The following is an 18,001-nucleotide window of genomic DNA, read 5'->3' on the forward strand; positions in this document are numbered from 1 at the left end:
TCAATCAGGTAAAACAAGATAAATTATTCAATAAGTTAATAATCTCTTTTACAGTATAATACTGTATTGCAAAAATAGTGAATTTATTTGTTTTAGACAACACTATTGCTGTATATAAAAAAACAGCAAATAAATTGCTGCAAATATTGTATCTCTCAAACTTATTCATTCTGTGAAATAAAGATAGCCCCAGATTTTTAATCAAATCCAAGGCTATCATACACTTTTTATAGTAGCTTCATCGTGAAACAGAGATGCTATAATTTAGATGAAAATCAGCACTTCTGTTTACTATAATAAAAGGAGATTAATTCCAATTTAAAGGAGTACCCCATTCCGTGTTATATTCATTATTTGATGTTAAATTCGTTGCTTTAGCATTATAGAAACAGCCTGTTGTATTCCAAGTTGAACTACCTCTTTTATACTTCCATAATTCAGGAGCTTCACCTGGGTTTTCATTCTGTTCACCTGCATTCTGGAAACAGTAATTAAAAAGCATGTTCATGCCAGAAAAACGATCTGTATTGCCTTCATTGCTAAATATATTCTTATTCAGTGTAACATTAGAACAAAAGCTGAAGCAGGACATAAAGTTTGTTGCTTTTTTGTTGTTATTAAACAATCCTTCTGGAACTTCTTTCAAATTTGTGCAGTTACTGAAGCAACCTCTAAAAACTTCCACTTCTATATTCTTATCAAACAATTCCTTTGGAATACTTTCCAATGTAGAGCAGTTTTGAAAGCAACCAAAAAAACTTGTCACGTTTATATTTTTATCAAATAATCTAGTAGGAATACTTGTTAAGTTAGAACAAACTTCAAAGCAATATTCAAAGTCTGTCACTTTTGTGTTCCTTTCAAATAATCCAATAGGAATGTTTGATAATTTTTTGCAGCCTTGAAAGCAATAGCCAAAACTTGTCACTTCTATATTCTTATCAAACAATCCCCCTGGAATACTTTCCAGTGTAGAGCAACCCTGAAAGCAACCCCAAAAACTTGTCACGTTTGTATTCTTATCAAATAATCCAGTAGGAATACTTTCCAATTTGGAGCAATCCTCAAAGCAAGATTTAAAGCTTGTCACGTTTGTATTCTTATCAAACAATCCCTTTGGAATACTTGTCAAGTTAGAACACTGATAGAAGCAATAGCTAAAATCCTCTGTTCCGGTATTTAAAAGGGGAGTACCTATTAGCCGTAATTTACTTGAATTACTGTTGTTATCTCTGTTGTTCCAGAATTTTATCTTTGGAATTTGTAGCTCTGTTTCATCAACTTGGTCTGAATATATAGCTATAGCATATTCTCCTGTTTCTGCATATTCATAATTAAAACCATCACCATCGCTTAACGTAGTACCTTTATTAACTATTGTGAGTGCACTACCATCTCCCCAATCCACCATAATATTTGCAGGAGTTTCACCACTCGTTGGAAAAGGAATGTTGAAGCCTAAATTCTCATCTACCTTTACTGTAAAACTCATATTGGCTAACTCTTCCCATTGCATAGTCTCAGAACTATTATCTATTTCAGCTGTATATCTATTGCCAGCCTCATATTTCTTTCCGCTTATGATTTCTCTTTCAGCCTTATAAAGCTTATCTCCTTGCAGAATTACAGTAAATTTACCATTAGTTTTTACAGACATCTCTTCTGAAATAAAACTCAAATAAGCGGTGAGTGCTTGATTGTCTGCTATACTTGACAAGTTCAGTACCATGTTCTTACTGCCATTATCTGTTTCCACTATCCAAATTAAAGATTTAAGTGAACCTATGTCAGTAGGAATATTGCTGAGTTCAAATTTCATAATGCTGCTTTTCATCTCCAATGTAATATTATTCAAATCTGTTACATTGGTTGCTTGCAAAAAGATATTATCTCTAAGATGAACAGTGTTATTGTTACCATTCTGTGTTTGGGCACTTGGAGAGAAGGTAGCTCCACCTGTGGGCTCGTCAACTGTTATACTACTGGGATAGTACACATTATAAGTAGTAGCTCCCTCAATGGCAGTGCCAGTAAATGAAGCTTTGGCCTTACCCACTCCTTCACTAATAACGTAGATCTCCTTACCTTTTAATGTCCCATTAACATAACCAGCAACAAGTAGTTTATCTCCTTCTTCCCATTTCAAAGCATCCTCATTTGACGAACCTACCTTGTCATCATCGTAAGATACACGAGTATTCGTATTTGCTCCTGTTCCTACCGTTATCGTTATCAGTTCATCTTTACCAGTATTGGTTATTTCATCTGTCAATTCTTCATTACCAGAACAACTTATAATTGTACTTGCCAGCGTACACATTAAAAGCGTGTTTACCCATTTCCATGTCTTCATTATTGCTCGATAGTTAGAATGTCATTAATCATGTCTTCCAGATCACTACTGCTAGCGCCATTATAACCTCTTGTGGAACGAGCACGACTACTGTATGCATTTCCACCATTACCAACACTTGGCAAATTACCACTTGTTGCAATAACACCTTCATTCTCCATCTTAATAATCTCAATCTGGGGAGCTAAATACTTTTCTTTCTGTATCATGTTTATAATATTTGATTAATACTTTTCATTCAGATATAATAATTCAGCATAAAGAAAATAATTTTTTAGCTTGCAATATTTAGATAAGATTCACTCTATATAAAGAAAAGTCCCTATTGTTGTTAAATAAAGTAATAGGCACCACAGAACCAAAAAGTTACCGTAATGCCTATTATTAAAAGAGTATAGATAGATGATTCAAATACTATCCTGTTACTTTAGTCATAATTACTTTCTCTTATAAGTCATTTTAGCGTATTCTACTCCACCATCTTCTTCTTCATAGTAGTATTCAAGCACTAACTTGTTTGAAGAAAGTTCTACTACTTTTAAATCATCTGCATAATATTCGTATCCTTCCTCTCTTAATGTTAACAGATTATTGCTTAATGCCCATTTACCACGTTGAAGCTCAGAGTCATCCAAGTCAGATTCAACAAATGTACCGTCTGCTCTGAATAAGAAATTACCAAAGTATTCACATTCATCTTTTGGCGCATGACTCCATTCTCTGTCATATTCAGGTTCAGAAGGTTCTTTCTCATAACCTTCTTCATAAGTTAATACCCATTGCCCCACAATTTTTTCAGAGTCAGGTCTATTGTCTTCTTCATCATCATCGTCACTGCAAGCCATAAAATTCACACTCATAATTACGGCAATTACTGCCATTCCAATAAATCTTAATGTTTTCATCTTTATAAATAGTTTATGCCTCCATGTTCCCTATAGATGCTGTTAATAAGTAAGTTCTGAATAAGTGTGAGGAACACAGCGATAGCTGCACACTGTTTTAATAGTTTGCTACATTAGAGAATAGAATATCTGTTTCTTGACTTGTATGTATTATAGTCAGTGTTCCCTACTGACTGTTATACAAAAAAGAAGCGTGGGAACATTGAATATTATCTGTTCAGAGGTATCGCCAAACACCCACAACTCAAATAATAAACAATGCCCACGCCAAACGATATATAGTTCATCCATAAAGATGAGTATATAACATTGACGTGAGCGTCCTTGCCTACTATCCTTGAGTTGTTCATTAAATTGGCGATTTTCTGAACAAGGATAATATATCAAACGCTCTTCGTTAACTAATAAGTCCTTTCAGTGCTAACTCATTAGACCTCTGAAATTGCTGCAAAGTTACGAAAAGTGTTTATAATGGCAAGAACTATTGTTTATTAAAAGTTCATGTTCTGATAAATTGATTCTTAATTCTCTGAACTGTAGAAATACCAATACCTTGTAGTTTGGCTATGTTTCTGATTGAATAGCCTTTCTTTAGTAAAGCTATGGTATCTCTGTATTCTTCCAATTTCTTTTCTTCTGTCTTCACACTGCCTTTCTTTCTTCCCAGCTTTCCACCTTTGGCGACATAGTTAGCCCTTCCACTATTTAAGCGGTATTGTATGTTTGACCGTTCTATGTTTCCCATCTCTGCCAACATAGTAGTCAATACTGAAACAATGGGATTGACCTTACCATCAGCTTGTAATGTGTAAAGTCCCAAGTTCTGTATATAAACAGATACCTTTGCCTCATGCAGCACTTCTAAAGAGCGAAGAACCTGCAATGTACTTCTTCCAAGTCTCGAAAGCTCTGATAATAACAGATAGTTGACTGAATGAGTAGTGCAATAATTCAAGCAATCTGTAAGAACTTGCCTTTCCTCATTCTTCTTTGCACCGCTTATATGTTCCTGGAATACGTTCACGATTTCTATATTCTGAGAAACGGCATACTTCCTTAAATCCTCTATTTGCCTTGTTGTGTCCTGTCTGTCATTTGACGAACTGACACGGGCATATATCACTGCTTTTGTTTTCATATTATTCAAAGATTAAATAGATAACAGAAAGAAGCGTGTTCAAACCACCTGTACAGACTTATTTGAACACATTCATTTTTTGATTTCATTCTCATACCGTTCATATCTCCTTTTCACTGGTCTACTGTTATTCATCCACTTTACAGGTGGCTTTTCTGCTTCCTGCTTTATAAAGCTTGGAATACATAGGATTATCAAAATAAGCGGTAGGCAACCAGTGAACAATGCGATTATCAGCCAAAATAGCCAAATGAATAGTTTCTTATAAAACATGATTCTCAATTTTAAGTAGTTAATAAAAAGGGGAATACCCGTATTTCAGAATATTCCCCGTTTCAATCAATCAATAAACCATCTATATTTATCGTCTCCATGCAGAGCGGCATTTATGCCTATTGCCATCTCTGTAGCATTATAAGCCCTATCCAAGAAACTGTCTATATAGCTGTTTTTATTTGCACCTGTCAGTAAATTGTAGAATTTCCACATTGATAAGTCACTTCCCAAGCTGCCAAAATTCTCATCTTGAATATAAGACTTTGCCACATTATTAATCTGACTGTCAGTTAGTAACATTCTTGGTATGGCTTTCTGTAGGCTCTGTGGTAATGATTGATAAAGTCTCATTCTTCCAAGTAATTGGCAAAATTGATGTTCCGTTAAGTAAGTATTGCCTAAAGTCTGCATCAAATGTATGTGCTTGGCTGGATCATAACGATTGAACAATTCCAAGATGGCACGATATAATTCATTTGTATTAGTGACTTCCAAACATGAAAGATACCCATCAGTTGATATACACAAGTTCGTACACACCTTACAGGTAAAGCCTATGAATACTTTAAATCGTTCTGCTGTCTTCTTACTGTATAAGTTCGTGTGGTTATACGCACGAACTCCACCAATAGTAAGATTCAACCTGTTACCGTTTACTGTCTCATAGATAGTAGGTATTTCAATCACAAAAGCACACCTTTCGTAATAGATAGTCTTATCACTTTCCAGTAATTGATTGGCAGGCTTATGAATTGCTTCGGGTATTCTGCCTTTAATAACATGAGAGACACGAATGTCAGGCAATTCTATTTGTTCACCTTGAAAGAATGTCCTTGCAGCGTCTTGCACAGTTTCAATGAAAGCCACATGTGATAAGGTAGCCTCATTATCCTTTGCGAATACAGGGATAATGCAGTCACTCTTTAGATGATCCAAAGTAGCTTCCATAGTATTGGCTTCTATGAATAACGGTCTCTTTTCCTTTGTGGGTTGTTCTTCCATTACTAAAGTAGCGTCTTCTGCATACTCACCTAAATTTAAACTTCTTCTGTTCTGTGGCAAATTGCCAATAACTAAATTTCTCATAATGAATTAATTTTAAATGGTTTATAAATTGATAGGATGAAGCAATGAATATTTTCATTTTTCTTCAAATACCCTAGGGCGGTGTTAGAGCGTACTCGACATTTGTGCTTATAACTAACTCTACACGCTCTTTCTTGTAACTTTTCAGTTCATAAACCTATGAGAAATAGCTCTATATATATTTCAGCTTTAGCAATGATGGGGAGGGGTATCTTTATATAAGTACCCGTACTTTATCGTACGCATAAATGTATAATTTCATAGGGGTGGAAGTAGTCACGACCACTACAGAAAGTGGTATCAACATAGTGGCAATGTTTCAAGAATATGCACCGTTCGTTTTTTTACCTGATTTCTTATTTGTAAATTTGTAGTACACAAGAAAGAAAAATATACATGTTCCTGAATAGCTCATATCTCCTAATTATGCTCATTTTCAGGAATTATAATCTTTCACCTTTCAATCTTCCATAGATAAAATTCAGCTAAATAGATTTAATGGTAGTCCTCTATAAGCATTGTATTTAGAGCGACTTTTTCATTTTGTAGGATAGTGGCAAAAAAACGGGGTATTCGGCGTCTACTCCGTCGCTTGCCACTTTTCATTTTTTATATTTATCCCATCTATGCCAACAATATACACTTATCAGGATTTACGTGAATTAGCCTTGAAGAATAACATCAGAGATAATAAAGTCCATATTGGCGTATGGATACAGACACAGGGTTATCGCAAACAAAGAAGACAGATTAATCATATTAGAAAGACATTTTATTTAAAAACACAATGACCACTATCAGAATACCAATCGTACCCAATGCCATTACTACCTTTACGGATGAAACAGAAGAGCACTGCATCCGTTATAAGACAACAATTCAGATAGATAAAGCACCATTGAAGATTTCACCTGAATTGCTTGCCCGATTGATAAAAGCCGCTTCAGAACTTGACCTTACTCCCAAAAGACGGCTTGTAAAAAGGTATAAATACAACCATACATCGAAGTGATTCATCCCTATACAGAAAAAGCCGCAAGCGGGTACATACACAAATGTGTCCACTGGCGGCTTATTTATATCCACTTGATAAAGTACTACTTCACACCTGTTAAAGTCTCTACAGTCGTCTCATTTTATTTTATTGGGCATCTCTTACTACCGTATTTCCCAAATGAAGGTTTGCCATAAGTAACTCTTAATCTTTAAAAATGAAAATGGTTAACCTGTCACCCAAAGATATGAGTTTTATTTGCATCTAAAGCGTATAATCTTTAGTGATAGGGGAAAATGTATGCTATATTATATAATTAATAAAGATAAGATTTTCCCCACTACCAAGCCTTTATAAAGTTAAGATATATCTCTGATTCTTTAATAGCTGTTTCTCCAAACTTTATAATGGATAAAACAATTTTATTGCACTCTTTACTTATAAAAAAGTAGGTACAGGGGAAAAAGTTAGTTATATTATATATATAATAAAGAGAACATTTTCCCCATTACTTGGCATTTTCAGACTTTATATCAACATTAAGCATATCCTTTTTGAGTAGTCTACTTTTTGATAATATTTTCTGCATACTAAAGTTATTCTTTAATAAAATGCTATCAGTATGTAATACCAATACCTTACCATCTGTAACTAAGCCTGCAACTATTAAAGCGGATAGGTATTTATCATAGGTCTTCTTATCTATATTTAAAGCTGATATGATGCTCTTCTTCTCTAAGATTATATCACTAAACAGAGATAGTAAAATGAGCTGGATAAAAAAGCCTTTTACTGCCACTGGTTGTTCATAGCTGAGTAGGTCTCTCGATATTGTGATGCACTTCTCTTCCATTGCAGGAATATGATAGATATTGCGTTTTGATTTATGAATGAAACCACATTCAATATAATAAGGTTTTATATCCAAATACTCTCTGAAATCATTATTGAATTTACTGAGGCTTTTGTCACCTGTCAACTTCTTAATATCGTCCAAAGTAACTCTCACATTGTACCATTCATCCCTGCAAAGCGAAAGGCAGAAAAATCTGTAAATGTTGGCAGATTTGAATTTTGTAAGTATGGAATAATTGACCGTTGCTGTCTGTTGGTAATTTAATAATAAAGGTACTTTCATAAGAAGTAAATATTTGATTATTATTGGTTGTTAAATAAGGGAAAAATGAAAGAGCCTGCCTGTCACACAGGCTCTGTTAGTGTTATGCCGTTTGCAATGTTTTTTTCAGTAGATTGATAAAGTCATCGTTACCCTTAATCTCTTTCAGTATTTCTTCTGTCAGTTTCAGTTTTTTCAGTTTTGCCAACGCTTCAAATGCATCCTCCTCACTTGTTGCGGTCGCATAGGAATTGAAGCCGTCTATAAAATATCTTTTGGTGATGAACTGTACTTTGATATTGGCAGCTTTACAAAGGGTGACAAACTTGTTTCCTCTTTCAATATTTATTTTGGCATCTTTGGGAAGTTTGATTTCTTCGCCTTTCAAGGCATGGTTTATCTGACCGTTTGATAATTTCTTTCCAGTAAAGATTAGCATTGCGGTAGATTGGTTGAAACCCTCATTCAACAGGTCTGCCATGTTTATAAACAGTTCGTCTTTAGTTGTCAGTGCAGCTACTGTAACTCTATCTTTTTGAGTCCAGCTTGTACCAATATTATTTATGTTCACCAAATACTCACCGATATTCTCCACTTCTCTTACATGTACATTGGGCATTGTATAGGAAGTTCCGCTTGTGATATTTAGTTTGGCGAAAGCCTTGCTCCTGTGCTGTCCGTCCAAGATACAGAAATACTCTTTTGCTTCTTCTTCTGTCAGCTTCTCACCTTTAAGATTTGTCACCTCATAACCTTTTGCAAAGAGCCTTTGAGCTTCAATAACAATAATGGGATAGGCTGTATCATATTTATTATTGGCGATGATTGAGATGAAGCCGTCTACTTTCTTGTTATTAATAGGACGGTTATGCTTTACGAAAGCAATTTTTTTCTGTATTTCGCTGCGTGTTCCCGTTTCATCATCCACAACGGAGAATGTCATAAAGCTGTCACCGATATACTCTTTTGCCTGTACCTCTTTTGCAGTTGCTTCTTCATGCTGTGTTCTTAACTGGCTGACGATTTGTTCTTGTACTGTGATAACTGATGCGTCAGCCTTGTTCTTTTCAAGCTGCTGCAATACCTTTTCTTCCTTTTTGAGTCTTTTTGTTAATTCTTCCATATTTACCACGATTAAGTTATTAGATTTCATTTCTTTGTTTTCTACCATTGTAAAGTTTTGATTTGAGTTCATAATTTCTAAATTTTAATGTTATACAATTTGTTGATGTAATCATTAACTGGGCGCCTTATCGTTTTTGATTACGGTGCAAAGATATATGGAGGGATAAGCCTATGAAAAGAAGAAAAAAACATAAAGAATTCCCTTTTTTTATGTTTAATTCTTTATGTGGGAAATAAAGACATAATACCTTGTTTATTAGCTATATATAGATACAAAAAATAGCCTCACAAATTAATGCAAGGCTATTTTCTTTTTTTATTTTATGTGTTTTACCAATAGGATTTCAGATGTTCAACTGGGTTATTGGGAGACGTTTTACACATGGGAATTCTCCACCAGTTGGGGCGAACTTCATTTTTCTGTAGATTCCTGATTGTGGCACGTAGATTCAGTATGTCATTTTTAGAACTGTTCTTGTCAATCAGTCGAAGGTACACAAGAAGTGATAGTATGAACTTCCCTTCATTATCTGTAAGCCCTTTGCCTTTAGCTGCGAAGGAAGAATGACGCAATAGATTATATATACTCAGGGTTACTGTATCAAGAATTGCATTTTCACGTTTCCTGCCTCTTTTACCTGTAGTGGGGTAATCCTTATTAAGCTCCGCTTCTGCTTCCTCCAAAGAAGGTATGCCTAAATATTTATCAAGATAAGGAGTTATCATATTGAGAAACCAGTTATCATCATTGGTTAGCTCTATCTTCTGTTTGTTATACTCAATCGTAATCGTGTTATTCTTCGTCTTTTTCTTCTCATGGAACATCTTGTATAAGTTCAGCATATCAGGGCGGACGGAGTATGTGTATTGTATCTGTTCAGGGGCTGCAACGTAGTCTCCAAAGTCGAAATAGCCATTTGTCTGCGTATATTTATAATAGATGGCTACAATAAGAAGGATGCCATTAAATACGTCTTGGTCTTGTTCTTCACAAGCTGAGTCTTCGTTTGTGTCGTACAAGTTCCACAGATTCAAAATATAGTCAGCTTCGAAATCGCCACTTTCGAGAACGAGATTCTTTCCAACGGTCAGACTGAATTTATATTTGTCTTCGTCTGTTCCCCTGTTTGGATATGGGATGTCCTGCTCTTCTTTTTTTATTGATAGATACAGGTCTTGCACTTCTACAGGGAATTGCTTGCCAAGAAGATATACATCTGAAATGTAATCCAATTCATTATGGAGCATTGAAAGGCTGAAACCTGTTTCGTCAGTCAGCCATGATTCTATTCTTTTTAATGAAGAGATAGGTATTATCTGATATTCCATGTTTTATTTTTGAGTGTAAAGATAAAGAAATGCCACCTTACCGTAAAAATAAAGTGGCATTTTTTTTAGAGAAGGTTCTTCATAGCTGCATCTATCTGTTCATTATCAAAACTATCAAGGTATATTTGAGTTGTCGCTATATCAGAATGTCCCAATGCTTCACTGATTAGTGCTATGTTTACCCCTGATTTTTTTAGAACGCTGGCAAATGAATGGCGGGCTACATAAGTGGTAAGATTTCCTTCAACACCTAATTGTGCTGCAATCAGCTTCAAATTGATATTGACCTTACCCAATATCTTATGAATTCTGTTTTGTTTCTGCAAGGGTGTTTTATGAAGATTAGCATTTAGGATAGGAAACAGGTATCCTTTGCTCTCCGTTGCATATCGTTCGATAATCTTCATTGCTTCTTCTGATAGCCCTATTTTTATTAACTTGCCTGTTTTCTGACGGATGTAATGTAGTCTCTTTCCTTCTATGATATTGGCTTTTGTTAGATTAGCTATATCTGTGAAGTTGATTCCACCACATAGATAACTGAACATGAATATGTCTTTACTCAGTTGAATATATTGTCGTTTACCAATAGGACGTACATCTTTAGTGAATTTCAATACTTCAGTTTTGGCGATAGCTCTCTTTTGTGTGCTGACATCAAATTTATTAATTTTGAATTCATCAAATGGATATTCAGATTTACGAGCACATTTCGCTTTGATAGCTTTATTATATGTGCTGCGTAGAGTACGGAACATTAAACTCATTGTTGTTTCCTCATTGCCTTTAGAACGTAGCCATCTCTCGTATTTATTCAACCATGTAATATCTATTGCACTGAATGGAATATCTAATTTATCATTCGTGAAAACTTTAAGTGAGTTATAAGAGCTTTTATAAATAAGTCGATTTCCACACTTATTATTAACTCTGTATTCCTCTATTAATTCTTGGTAGAATTCGCTGACCGTTTTAAGTTCAAACTTCTTGTTCTCGTCATTTAATAGGGTAGTAGTAGTGTATTCCTTCTGCTCAGAGTTCAATTCTAACATTCGTTGTTGAAGTTCAGTCTGCTTATCGAGAATTATCTTCTGAATATAATCTTTATTGGGGCAATTAGGCTTTGGCTTATTTCTCGTAAAGTCCCAATAGCGAGGCTTAATAGATATGCCTAAACTTTGATATTTACGCTTTCCACTTTTAGAAACTTGAAGCATTAATGGACTTTCACCATTAGATAATGTCTTTGATTTGTAACAAACCACTGATACAGAGGCATTCATACGCGTTTTCTGGTTTACATCTTGGTTTACATGCAACCTCTGAAACCGCCTAAATTTGTAGTTTTATGGACTATAAAAAAAGAGAAATCCTGATAGCTAATTGCTTGACTATCAGGATTCTCTCTAAGAGCGGAAGACGGGGCTCAAACCCGCGACCCTCAGCTTGGAAGGCTAATGCTCTATCAACTGAGCTACTTCCGCAATTTTTGTGGGCAAAGATGGATTCGAACCACCGAAGTCGAAAGACAGCAGATTTACAGTCTGCCCCATTTGGCCACTCTGGTATTTGCCCTTTTGCACTTTGAAATCTATCTCAATTCTCTCATTGAGTAGCTTTGTTTCTCAATTGCGGTGCAAAGATACAACTATTTTTGTAAACTCCAAGCAAAATCGATCATTTTTATTGCAGTAATTGCACATTCGTCACCTTTGTTACCCAGTTTGCCACCGGCACGGTCCTCGGCTTGCTCCATTGTATTGGTAGTAATTAATCCGTAAATAACTGGTACGTTGCCAGTTGCGTTCAGTTGAGCAATTCCGTTGGTACTTCCCATACAAACATAGTCAAAATGTGGAGTATCTCCTCTAACTACGCAACCAATTGCAATAACTGCATCCACATTACTATATTCAATGAATTGGTTGGCTCCAAAAATTAATTCAAAGCTACCCGGAACAGTTTTCACCAAAATATTTTCGTCTCTGGCACCATGTTTTTTTAAAGTATTCATTGCGCCCTCTAAAAGTTTTCCGGTGATATTGAAGTTCCACTCAGAAACAACAATGCCGAACTTCATTTCTTTAGCGTCAGGAACAGAGTTGAAGTCGTAGTCTGAAAGGTTATGATAAGCTGTTGCCATAGTTATTCTAAAATTAATAATTAAAAATAAAAGGGGATAAAAAAAGAAACGGATTACACGGATTTCACGGTTGTTTCTTTTTTATCCGTGTAAAATCTGTGTAACCCGTGTCTGATATACTATATAATAAGGTATATTACTTCTTCAGCAGTTTGGCTTGTTCGATGTACTTATCGATATCCATTGACTGGTAAGAACGGAAATATTTGTCTTTAATCTTGGTATATGCTTTGATAGCGTCGTCATACTTGCCTTGCTTAACGAGGATTTCTCCGGCTTGTTGCAAGTAGATAGGGCTGAGTGAATTGTTATCAGCTTCGTCAGCAGCGCTCAGCAACATAGAAGCAGCTTTGTCCAGCTGACCTAATTGTGCATAGCAGTTACCCATTGCACCTTTCATTGCAGGAGCTATCATCTGGTCTTTTCCGCTGAAGCTATCCAGTGCTTTCACTGCGGCTTCGTATTGTCCCAGGTGAGCGTAGCAGATACCCATATATGCTTTTGCCAGGTTGGCAGCTTTGGTTCCGCTGTATTCATCAGCAATTTTAGCGAAACCTGCGAATCCGATACTGTCGCCATTCAAGGCCTGTTCGTAAAGGTCGGCCTCAAAGTATTCCTGTCCTTTGAACAATGCAGCCTGTGCTTTTTCTTCGCGCGGTTCAGCATAAAGGTTCTTGTACATTACTATACCGGCTACGATGATGATTACTGCTACTACAGCGCCGATAATTGCTTTTTTGTTTTTAATGAGAAATGCCTCCGATTGTGACAATGCTTCTTCCACATTCAGGGCTTCGTTAGCTTTCTTTTGTTCTGCCATTTTATATATTCTTTTTGTTATTATTCTTATTTAGCCATTTCGACCCGCAAAAGTAACTTTTTTATAGGTATCAACGAAATTTAGCGGCATCTTTTTTTCTTTTACACTTGAAAACCCGAAATTCTTCCTACTTTTTGATGAGCTAAGCTTCACTTCCGCTATTAAAAATAAGCATGCTTATTTTGTACTGCATTCGGTTTAGATAAATCTCTCACATTCGGAAAAAAAGAATGAATTCTCTTTTCGCTCACTAAATCGAGATTTTGCATTATCTTTGTAACTGAATTTACTGCTGTAATATGATACTGAAACGTATATCTATACTTAATTATAAGAATCTGGAACAAGTTGAGCTCTCGTTCTCACCCAAGTTGAACTGTTTTTTCGGACAGAACGGCATGGGGAAAACGAATTTGCTCGATGCCATTTATTTCCTTTCGTTTTGTAAGAGTTCGGGCAATCCCATCGACTCGCAAAACATCCTCCATGATCAGGAATTCTTTGTCATTCAAGGCTTTTATGAGGCTCCCGACGGTACGCCGGAAGAGATTTATTGCGGTATGAAGCGCAGGCAAAAGAAACAATTCAAGCGGAATAAAAAGGAATATACCCGCTTGTCCGATCATATCGGATTCTTGCCTTTGGTCATGGTTTCTCCTGCCGATTCGGAATTGATTGCCGGAGGCAGTGACGAGCGTCGGCGCTTTATGGATGTCGTAATTTCGCAGTATGATAAAGAGTATCTGGAAGCTCTGATACGCTATAATAAAGCGTTGGCTCAACGAAATACGTTGTTGAAAAGTGAAGTGCCGGTAGAAGAAGAGCTGTTTCTCATTTGGGAAGAGATGATGGCACAGGCCGGCGAGATTGTTTTCCGTAAGCGGGAGGCTTTTATCAGTGAATTCATTCCTATTTTCCAGTCATTTTATTCTTTTATTTCACAAGATAAGGAGCAGGTCGGGTTGACTTATGATTCGCATGCCCGTGATGCATCCCTGTTGGATGTAATAAAAGCAAGTCGTGTACGTGACCAGATTATGGGATACTCTCTGCATGGCATTCACAAAGATGAACTGAATATGCTTCTGGGTGATTTTCCTATCAAGCGGGAAGGTTCGCAAGGGCAAAACAAAACCTATCTTGTTGCCTTGAAATTGGCACAATTTGATTTCCTGAAAAGGACCGGCACCACAGTACCTTTGCTTCTGCTGGATGATATCTTCGATAAACTGGATGCTTCTCGCGTAGAGCAGATCATCAAGTTGGTAGCCGGTGATAACTTCGGGCAGATATTCATAACAGATACGAACCGGGAACATCTGGATCGCATTCTTCATAAGGTAGGCAGCGATTACAAAATGTTCCAGGTAGATCAAGGAGTCATAACAGAACGGGAGGAGGATGAAGCATGAAGCGTAACGATGCCGAACAAATAGGTAAACTGATACGTACTTTCCTTCGGCAGGAGAGTCTGGAGTCGCCACTCAATGAGCAGCGGCTCATTAACTCATGGGCAGAAATCCTTGGCCCTACTATTGCCTCTTATACCCGCGAACTCTATATCCGCAATCAGATTTTATATGTCCATCTGACCTCTGCCGCCCTGCGTCAGGAACTGATGATGGGACGTGACTTGCTAGTACGCAACCTGAATCGCCACGTAGGTGCGCAGGTAATCACGAATATCATATTCAGATAGGGATTAGTGGTTAGTGATTAGTGATAAGCTATCCACTCTCTGTATCTTCAATGCTTTCAATTCTTCTATGGCACGATTGTAATATACAGGCGTTTCCAGGTCTTTATTGTTATGTGCATCTAACCCGATGATAGCAGTACAACCTTCATTGGCGGCAATGTGCCAGAAGTCCGGGCAGGGATAAGTCTGCAAATTGTGTGCCTCATTATAAGCTACATAACCGATATTATATTCCAGCGGAATATGGAGGCGTGCGGCTGTGCGGCAGATATGGCGGCTGATTAACTTACAATGACGGTCGAACTGAGGATATGAGCGCATGAATAAATCCGGGTGAGCCAGACAGCAGAACAAACCACTCTCCATTCCCTCGATGGCGCTTTCTTCATAGAGTTCCAGCATATCGAGGTTCTCGGTATGATGTCCGAAGTAAGGGAACTTCTCATCTGTATGGTAATGGTGATTGCCGAACAGGATATAATCCAGTTGATACTCTTTGATTTTTTCTTTCAGCCAATGAATATAAGCGGGAAAATACTCGCATTCCAATCCGATTTTGATACTGATCTGATCCCGGTATTTCTCGCGGAGCGAGCGTAGGCTTTCTACGTATCCGGGTAATTCTTCGGGGAGCATACGCATGTCAGCCACATAATCGGTGTGATACTTCCACGGAGTGTGGTCTGAAAATCCCAGTTCTTGATAGCCGCCTTTGATGGCGCTGAGCACGTAGTCTTCGTCGCTACCCGTAGCGTGCATGCAACGGGTAGTATGAGTGTGATAATTTGTTTTCATTGAATTGTTATAATCGTATCCATGCGGATGTCGAATGGCTCCGCAGGCACTTCTTTCACTAATTGAAAAGGAAAACAGATGCCGGCTTTGAAAGCCGTGAGGCGGGGGAGCAGTCGGTCATAATAACCTTTGCCTCTGCCCAGACGGTTACCTGCATTATCGAAAGCTACGCCGGGAACGGCAACAAAGTCGATAGCTGCATAGTCGGTGAAGAGTTCTCCGGTAGGTTCTTCAATACTATAACTTCCTGTTGCCAGGTCTTCGGGACCGGTATAGACACGCAATTCCAAATCGTCACCTACGACAACCGGAAGCAATATCCGCTTTTCACGGCTCCACTTCCGGACAAATTCATGCGTATCGACTTCGTCCTTCAGTGAATAATAGAGCAGGACGATATGTGCCGCCCTGAAAGCCGGGTGGGCTTCCAGAGCGGCAAGTATTTCAGCAGACTGGGATTGATGCGTAGTGGTAAGCCCGTGCCGGGTCTTTAACAATGCCATACGCTTCCGCAGTTCTTTTTTTCTTTCCTTCATCTTTCGTTTCTTCTTTCACAACGTCTTCCGGAGCTTTGGGAAATGCTTCACCGTTCTCCAGAATTTCCAATGCCTTTTGTACGGTAGGATCGCCCTGGTTGATATACCTTATATAAGGTTCCCTACCTAATATATTATAGATAATGTTTCCATAAAGGTTTCTTTCCATCAGCTTGTAGGACTTGTGAATAAGGATATTGCGTCTCTTCACTCCCTTGCTGTCTGCAAAACGGATAAACTGTTCTACGATGCCTTGTTGACGAAGATATTTCAGCATGTCTTCTTCATTTTCGAACTCATTCAGTTTAGCCCGGTTGCGGTCGGAATACTGGAAGCTGAACTGTAAAGTCAGTCCTTTATTGAGCACTTCAATCAGATAAGAAGAAGTTCCTGTGGTATCCTGCGGTACGAATACGTCCGGCATAATACCACCACCACCGTAAACGGGACGTCCCAGACGGGTGGAGTAGCGCAAATTCTCGTCCAGCTTGATGCTATCCTTAGAGAAGAATTCACCATGCTCGTAGCGGGTCAGCCAATCCATTTCGTACTTGGCGTCCTTACCATTCTTATACGGACGTTGTATGCAACGACCGGATGGAGTATAGTAGCGGGCAATTGTCAGGCGAATAGCAGAGCCATCGCTGAAGTCAATCGGTTGTTGTACTAATCCTTTTCCGAAGGAACGGCGTCCTACGATTGTACCACGGTCATTATCCTGAATAGCTCCTGCAAAGATCTCACTGGCGGATGCTGAACTTTCATTGGTCAGCACAACCAAAGGCATTTTCTGGCAGCTGCCTGTTCCGTTGGCATAATCTTCCATGCGGGGGTATTTGCGTCCCTGGGCATAGACAATAAGTTGTCCTTCCGGCAGGAATTCATTCACCATACGCACGGCAGCCTCCATGTAACCACCGGTGTTGTCGCGCAAGTCAATAATAATTCCCTTACAATTCTGATGACTGAGTTGAGCAATAGCATTCAGCAGTTCTACATGAGTGGTACGTCCAAACTTACTGATTTGAATGTATCCATAATCATTGCTGAGCATATAAGCTGCATCAATTGTATTCTGTGGAATATCACCGCGGGTGATGACAAAGTCCAGCAAATTCTTTTCTGTAGCACGTTTGACACCCAATTTCACTTTGGTTCCTTTCGGACCTTTCAAAGTGCGCATGGCTTTCTCATTGGTCAGTTTTATTCCGGCGAACAAGCTGTCGTCTACCATGACGATGCGGTCGCCTGCCATCAGTCCTACTTTCTCGGACGGACCACCTTGAATGACACTATTCACATGAATCGTATCATCCTGAATGGTGAATTGAATACCGATACCGCTGAAACTGCCTTCCAACTCTGAATTAACTTCCTCCAGATTCTGGGCAGGAATGTAAGTAGAGTGGGGGTCTAACTCAGCCAATATCTGTGGCATTGCTTTTTCCACAAGGTCCGTCATGTTGACGGTGTCTACATACTGGTCTTCAACAACCCGCAACAAAGCATTCAGCTTGTTGGATGAGCCATTAATAATGCCCAGCGTATTTCCGGCGAAATGCCTGGCATAAAATGTTCCGATCAGAATTCCCATTACCACGCTGATTGCAATGACGAGCGGGGTAAAGCGGGAAGAGTTTTTTGTACTCATATCTTTTAGTTGTTAGCTACGAGCTACAAGCTAC

17 protein-coding genes and 2 tRNA genes are annotated in these 18,001 nt (G+C 38.0%); 3 read left to right on the plus strand and 16 right to left on the minus strand.

The window, feature by feature from the left end; genetic code table 11:
* Positions 1-307: 307 nt before the first annotated feature.
* The 5 genes from K429_RS29490 to K429_RS0118085 form a co-directional block, all read right to left on the minus strand.
* The gene (locus tag K429_RS29490; protein WP_026367815.1) at positions 308-2,353 is read right to left on the minus strand and encodes a leucine-rich repeat protein; all 2,046 of its coding nucleotides are present in this window, start codon (positions 2,351-2,353) and stop codon (positions 308-310) included.
* On the minus strand, positions 2,353-2,562 hold the full coding sequence (locus K429_RS0118065) for a hypothetical protein (RefSeq protein ID WP_026367816.1): 210 nt from the start codon (positions 2,560-2,562) through the stop codon (positions 2,353-2,355). The genes K429_RS29490 and K429_RS0118065 overlap by 1 nt, the downstream gene beginning before the upstream one ends.
* Positions 2,563-2,790: 228 nt before the next feature.
* Entirely contained in the window at positions 2,791-3,258 is a 468-nt protein-coding gene (locus K429_RS0118070; RefSeq protein ID WP_026367817.1) for a lipocalin family protein, read from the minus strand.
* Positions 3,259-3,757: 499 nt separating this feature from the next.
* The gene (locus K429_RS0118075) at positions 3,758-4,396 is read right to left on the minus strand and encodes a recombinase family protein (RefSeq protein WP_026367818.1); all 639 of its coding nucleotides are present in this window, start codon (positions 4,394-4,396) and stop codon (positions 3,758-3,760) included.
* Between the two features lie 339 nt (positions 4,397-4,735).
* Complete coding sequence (locus K429_RS0118085) at positions 4,736-5,758, minus strand: DUF3871 family protein (protein ID WP_026367819.1); 1,023 nt, start codon at positions 5,756-5,758, stop codon at positions 4,736-4,738.
* Positions 5,759-6,545: 787 nt separating this feature from the next.
* Between K429_RS0118085 and K429_RS0118090 the strand changes: the two genes are divergently transcribed.
* On the plus strand, positions 6,546-6,770 hold the full coding sequence (locus K429_RS0118090; protein WP_025725822.1) for a hypothetical protein: 225 nt from the start codon (positions 6,546-6,548) through the stop codon (positions 6,768-6,770).
* Between the two features lie 490 nt (positions 6,771-7,260).
* Here the strand turns inward: K429_RS0118090 and K429_RS0118095 are convergent, their stop codons facing one another.
* The 8 genes from K429_RS0118095 to K429_RS0118130 all read right to left on the minus strand — a co-directional run bounded on the left by K429_RS0118095 (position 7,261) and on the right by K429_RS0118130 (position 13,286).
* On the minus strand, positions 7,261-7,890 hold the full coding sequence (locus K429_RS0118095) for a hypothetical protein (RefSeq protein WP_026367820.1): 630 nt from the start codon (positions 7,888-7,890) through the stop codon (positions 7,261-7,263).
* Positions 7,891-7,972: 82 nt separating this feature from the next.
* Positions 7,973-9,064: a hypothetical protein gene (locus tag K429_RS0118100; protein ID WP_026367821.1), complete on the minus strand. Its 1,092-nt coding sequence runs from the start codon at positions 9,062-9,064 to the stop codon at positions 7,973-7,975.
* Positions 9,065-9,324: 260 nt separating this feature from the next.
* On the minus strand, positions 9,325-10,323 hold the full coding sequence (locus K429_RS28920) for a hypothetical protein (RefSeq protein WP_044096733.1): 999 nt from the start codon (positions 10,321-10,323) through the stop codon (positions 9,325-9,327).
* A gap of 65 nt (positions 10,324-10,388) precedes the next feature.
* Positions 10,389-11,606 (minus strand): site-specific integrase, encoded by a 1,218-nt coding sequence (locus K429_RS0118110; RefSeq protein WP_026367822.1) that lies wholly within the window; start codon positions 11,604-11,606, stop codon positions 10,389-10,391.
* A gap of 128 nt (positions 11,607-11,734) precedes the next feature.
* Positions 11,735-11,807, minus strand: a tRNA-Gly gene (locus K429_RS0118115).
* An 8-nt stretch (positions 11,808-11,815) separates the two neighbouring features.
* Positions 11,816-11,898, minus strand: a tRNA-Tyr gene (locus K429_RS0118120).
* A 73-nt stretch (positions 11,899-11,971) separates the two neighbouring features.
* Positions 11,972-12,466: a 6,7-dimethyl-8-ribityllumazine synthase gene (ribH, locus tag K429_RS0118125; RefSeq protein ID WP_007212654.1), complete on the minus strand. Its 495-nt coding sequence runs from the start codon at positions 12,464-12,466 to the stop codon at positions 11,972-11,974.
* A 136-nt stretch (positions 12,467-12,602) separates the two neighbouring features.
* Positions 12,603-13,286 carry a tetratricopeptide repeat protein gene (locus tag K429_RS0118130; RefSeq protein ID WP_007212655.1) on the minus strand — a complete coding sequence of 228 codons (684 nt, stop codon included), beginning with the start codon at positions 13,284-13,286 and terminating at the stop codon, positions 12,603-12,605.
* Positions 13,287-13,585: 299 nt separating this feature from the next.
* Between K429_RS0118130 and K429_RS0118135 the strand changes: the two genes are divergently transcribed.
* Both K429_RS0118135 and K429_RS0118140 read left to right on the plus strand, forming a co-directional pair.
* Positions 13,586-14,698 (plus strand): DNA replication/repair protein RecF, encoded by a 1,113-nt coding sequence (locus K429_RS0118135; protein WP_026367823.1) that lies wholly within the window; start codon positions 13,586-13,588, stop codon positions 14,696-14,698.
* Complete coding sequence (locus K429_RS0118140) at positions 14,695-14,985, plus strand: DciA family protein (protein ID WP_007212658.1); 291 nt, start codon at positions 14,695-14,697, stop codon at positions 14,983-14,985. The genes K429_RS0118135 and K429_RS0118140 overlap by 4 nt, the downstream gene beginning before the upstream one ends.
* Positions 14,986-14,988: 3 nt before the next feature.
* On the opposite strand, the gene K429_RS0118145 is transcribed toward K429_RS0118140, so the two are convergent.
* The 3 genes from K429_RS0118145 to K429_RS0118155 are packed head-to-tail and all read right to left on the minus strand — an operon-like array spanning position 14,989 to position 17,967.
* Positions 14,989-15,780 (minus strand): histidinol-phosphatase, encoded by a 792-nt coding sequence (locus tag K429_RS0118145; protein ID WP_026367824.1) that lies wholly within the window; start codon positions 15,778-15,780, stop codon positions 14,989-14,991.
* On the minus strand, positions 15,777-16,283 hold the full coding sequence (locus K429_RS0118150) for a 5-formyltetrahydrofolate cyclo-ligase (protein WP_007212660.1): 507 nt from the start codon (positions 16,281-16,283) through the stop codon (positions 15,777-15,779). Before K429_RS0118150 ends, K429_RS0118145 begins: the two co-directional genes overlap by 4 nt.
* Positions 16,225-17,967, minus strand: a complete 1,743-nt coding sequence (locus tag K429_RS0118155) for a S41 family peptidase (RefSeq protein WP_007215412.1) — start codon at positions 17,965-17,967, stop codon at positions 16,225-16,227. Before K429_RS0118155 ends, K429_RS0118150 begins: the two co-directional genes overlap by 59 nt.
* Positions 17,968-18,001: the final 34 nt, after the last annotated feature.

It is taken from the genome of Bacteroides sp. 14(A), assembly GCF_000526555.1.
GTDB lineage: Bacteria > Bacteroidota > Bacteroidia > Bacteroidales > Bacteroidaceae > Bacteroides > Bacteroides cellulosilyticus.

Bases quoted from the DNA above. Each gene is read 5' to 3' on its own strand.
- K429_RS29490 (WP_026367815.1), bottom strand. From the start codon at position 2,353: ATGAAGACATGGAAATGGGTAAACACGCTTTTAATGTGTACGCTGGCA.
- K429_RS0118065 (WP_026367816.1), bottom strand. From the start codon at position 2,562: ATGATACAGAAAGAAAAGTATTTAGCTCCCCAGATTGAGATTATTAAG.
- K429_RS0118070 (WP_026367817.1), bottom strand. From the start codon at position 3,258: ATGAAAACATTAAGATTTATTGGAATGGCAGTAATTGCCGTAATTATG.
- K429_RS0118075 (WP_026367818.1), bottom strand. From the start codon at position 4,396: ATGAAAACAAAAGCAGTGATATATGCCCGTGTCAGTTCGTCAAATGAC.
- K429_RS0118085 (WP_026367819.1), bottom strand. From the start codon at position 5,758: ATGAGAAATTTAGTTATTGGCAATTTGCCACAGAACAGAAGAAGTTTA.
- K429_RS0118090 (WP_025725822.1), top strand. From the start codon at position 6,546: ATGACCACTATCAGAATACCAATCGTACCCAATGCCATTACTACCTTT.
- K429_RS0118095 (WP_026367820.1), bottom strand. From the start codon at position 7,890: ATGAAAGTACCTTTATTATTAAATTACCAACAGACAGCAACGGTCAAT.
- K429_RS0118100 (WP_026367821.1), bottom strand. From the start codon at position 9,064: ATGAACTCAAATCAAAACTTTACAATGGTAGAAAACAAAGAAATGAAA.
- K429_RS28920 (WP_044096733.1), bottom strand. From the start codon at position 10,323: ATGGAATATCAGATAATACCTATCTCTTCATTAAAAAGAATAGAATCA.
- K429_RS0118110 (WP_026367822.1), bottom strand. From the start codon at position 11,606: ATGAATGCCTCTGTATCAGTGGTTTGTTACAAATCAAAGACATTATCT.
- ribH (WP_007212654.1), bottom strand. From the start codon at position 12,466: ATGGCAACAGCTTATCATAACCTTTCAGACTACGACTTCAACTCTGTT.
- K429_RS0118130 (WP_007212655.1), bottom strand. From the start codon at position 13,286: ATGGCAGAACAAAAGAAAGCTAACGAAGCCCTGAATGTGGAAGAAGCA.
- K429_RS0118135 (WP_026367823.1), top strand. From the start codon at position 13,586: ATGATACTGAAACGTATATCTATACTTAATTATAAGAATCTGGAACAA.
- K429_RS0118140 (WP_007212658.1), top strand. From the start codon at position 14,695: ATGAAGCGTAACGATGCCGAACAAATAGGTAAACTGATACGTACTTTC.
- K429_RS0118145 (WP_026367824.1), bottom strand. From the start codon at position 15,780: ATGAAAACAAATTATCACACTCATACTACCCGTTGCATGCACGCTACG.
- K429_RS0118150 (WP_007212660.1), bottom strand. From the start codon at position 16,283: ATGGCATTGTTAAAGACCCGGCACGGGCTTACCACTACGCATCAATCC.
- K429_RS0118155 (WP_007215412.1), bottom strand. From the start codon at position 17,967: ATGAGTACAAAAAACTCTTCCCGCTTTACCCCGCTCGTCATTGCAATC.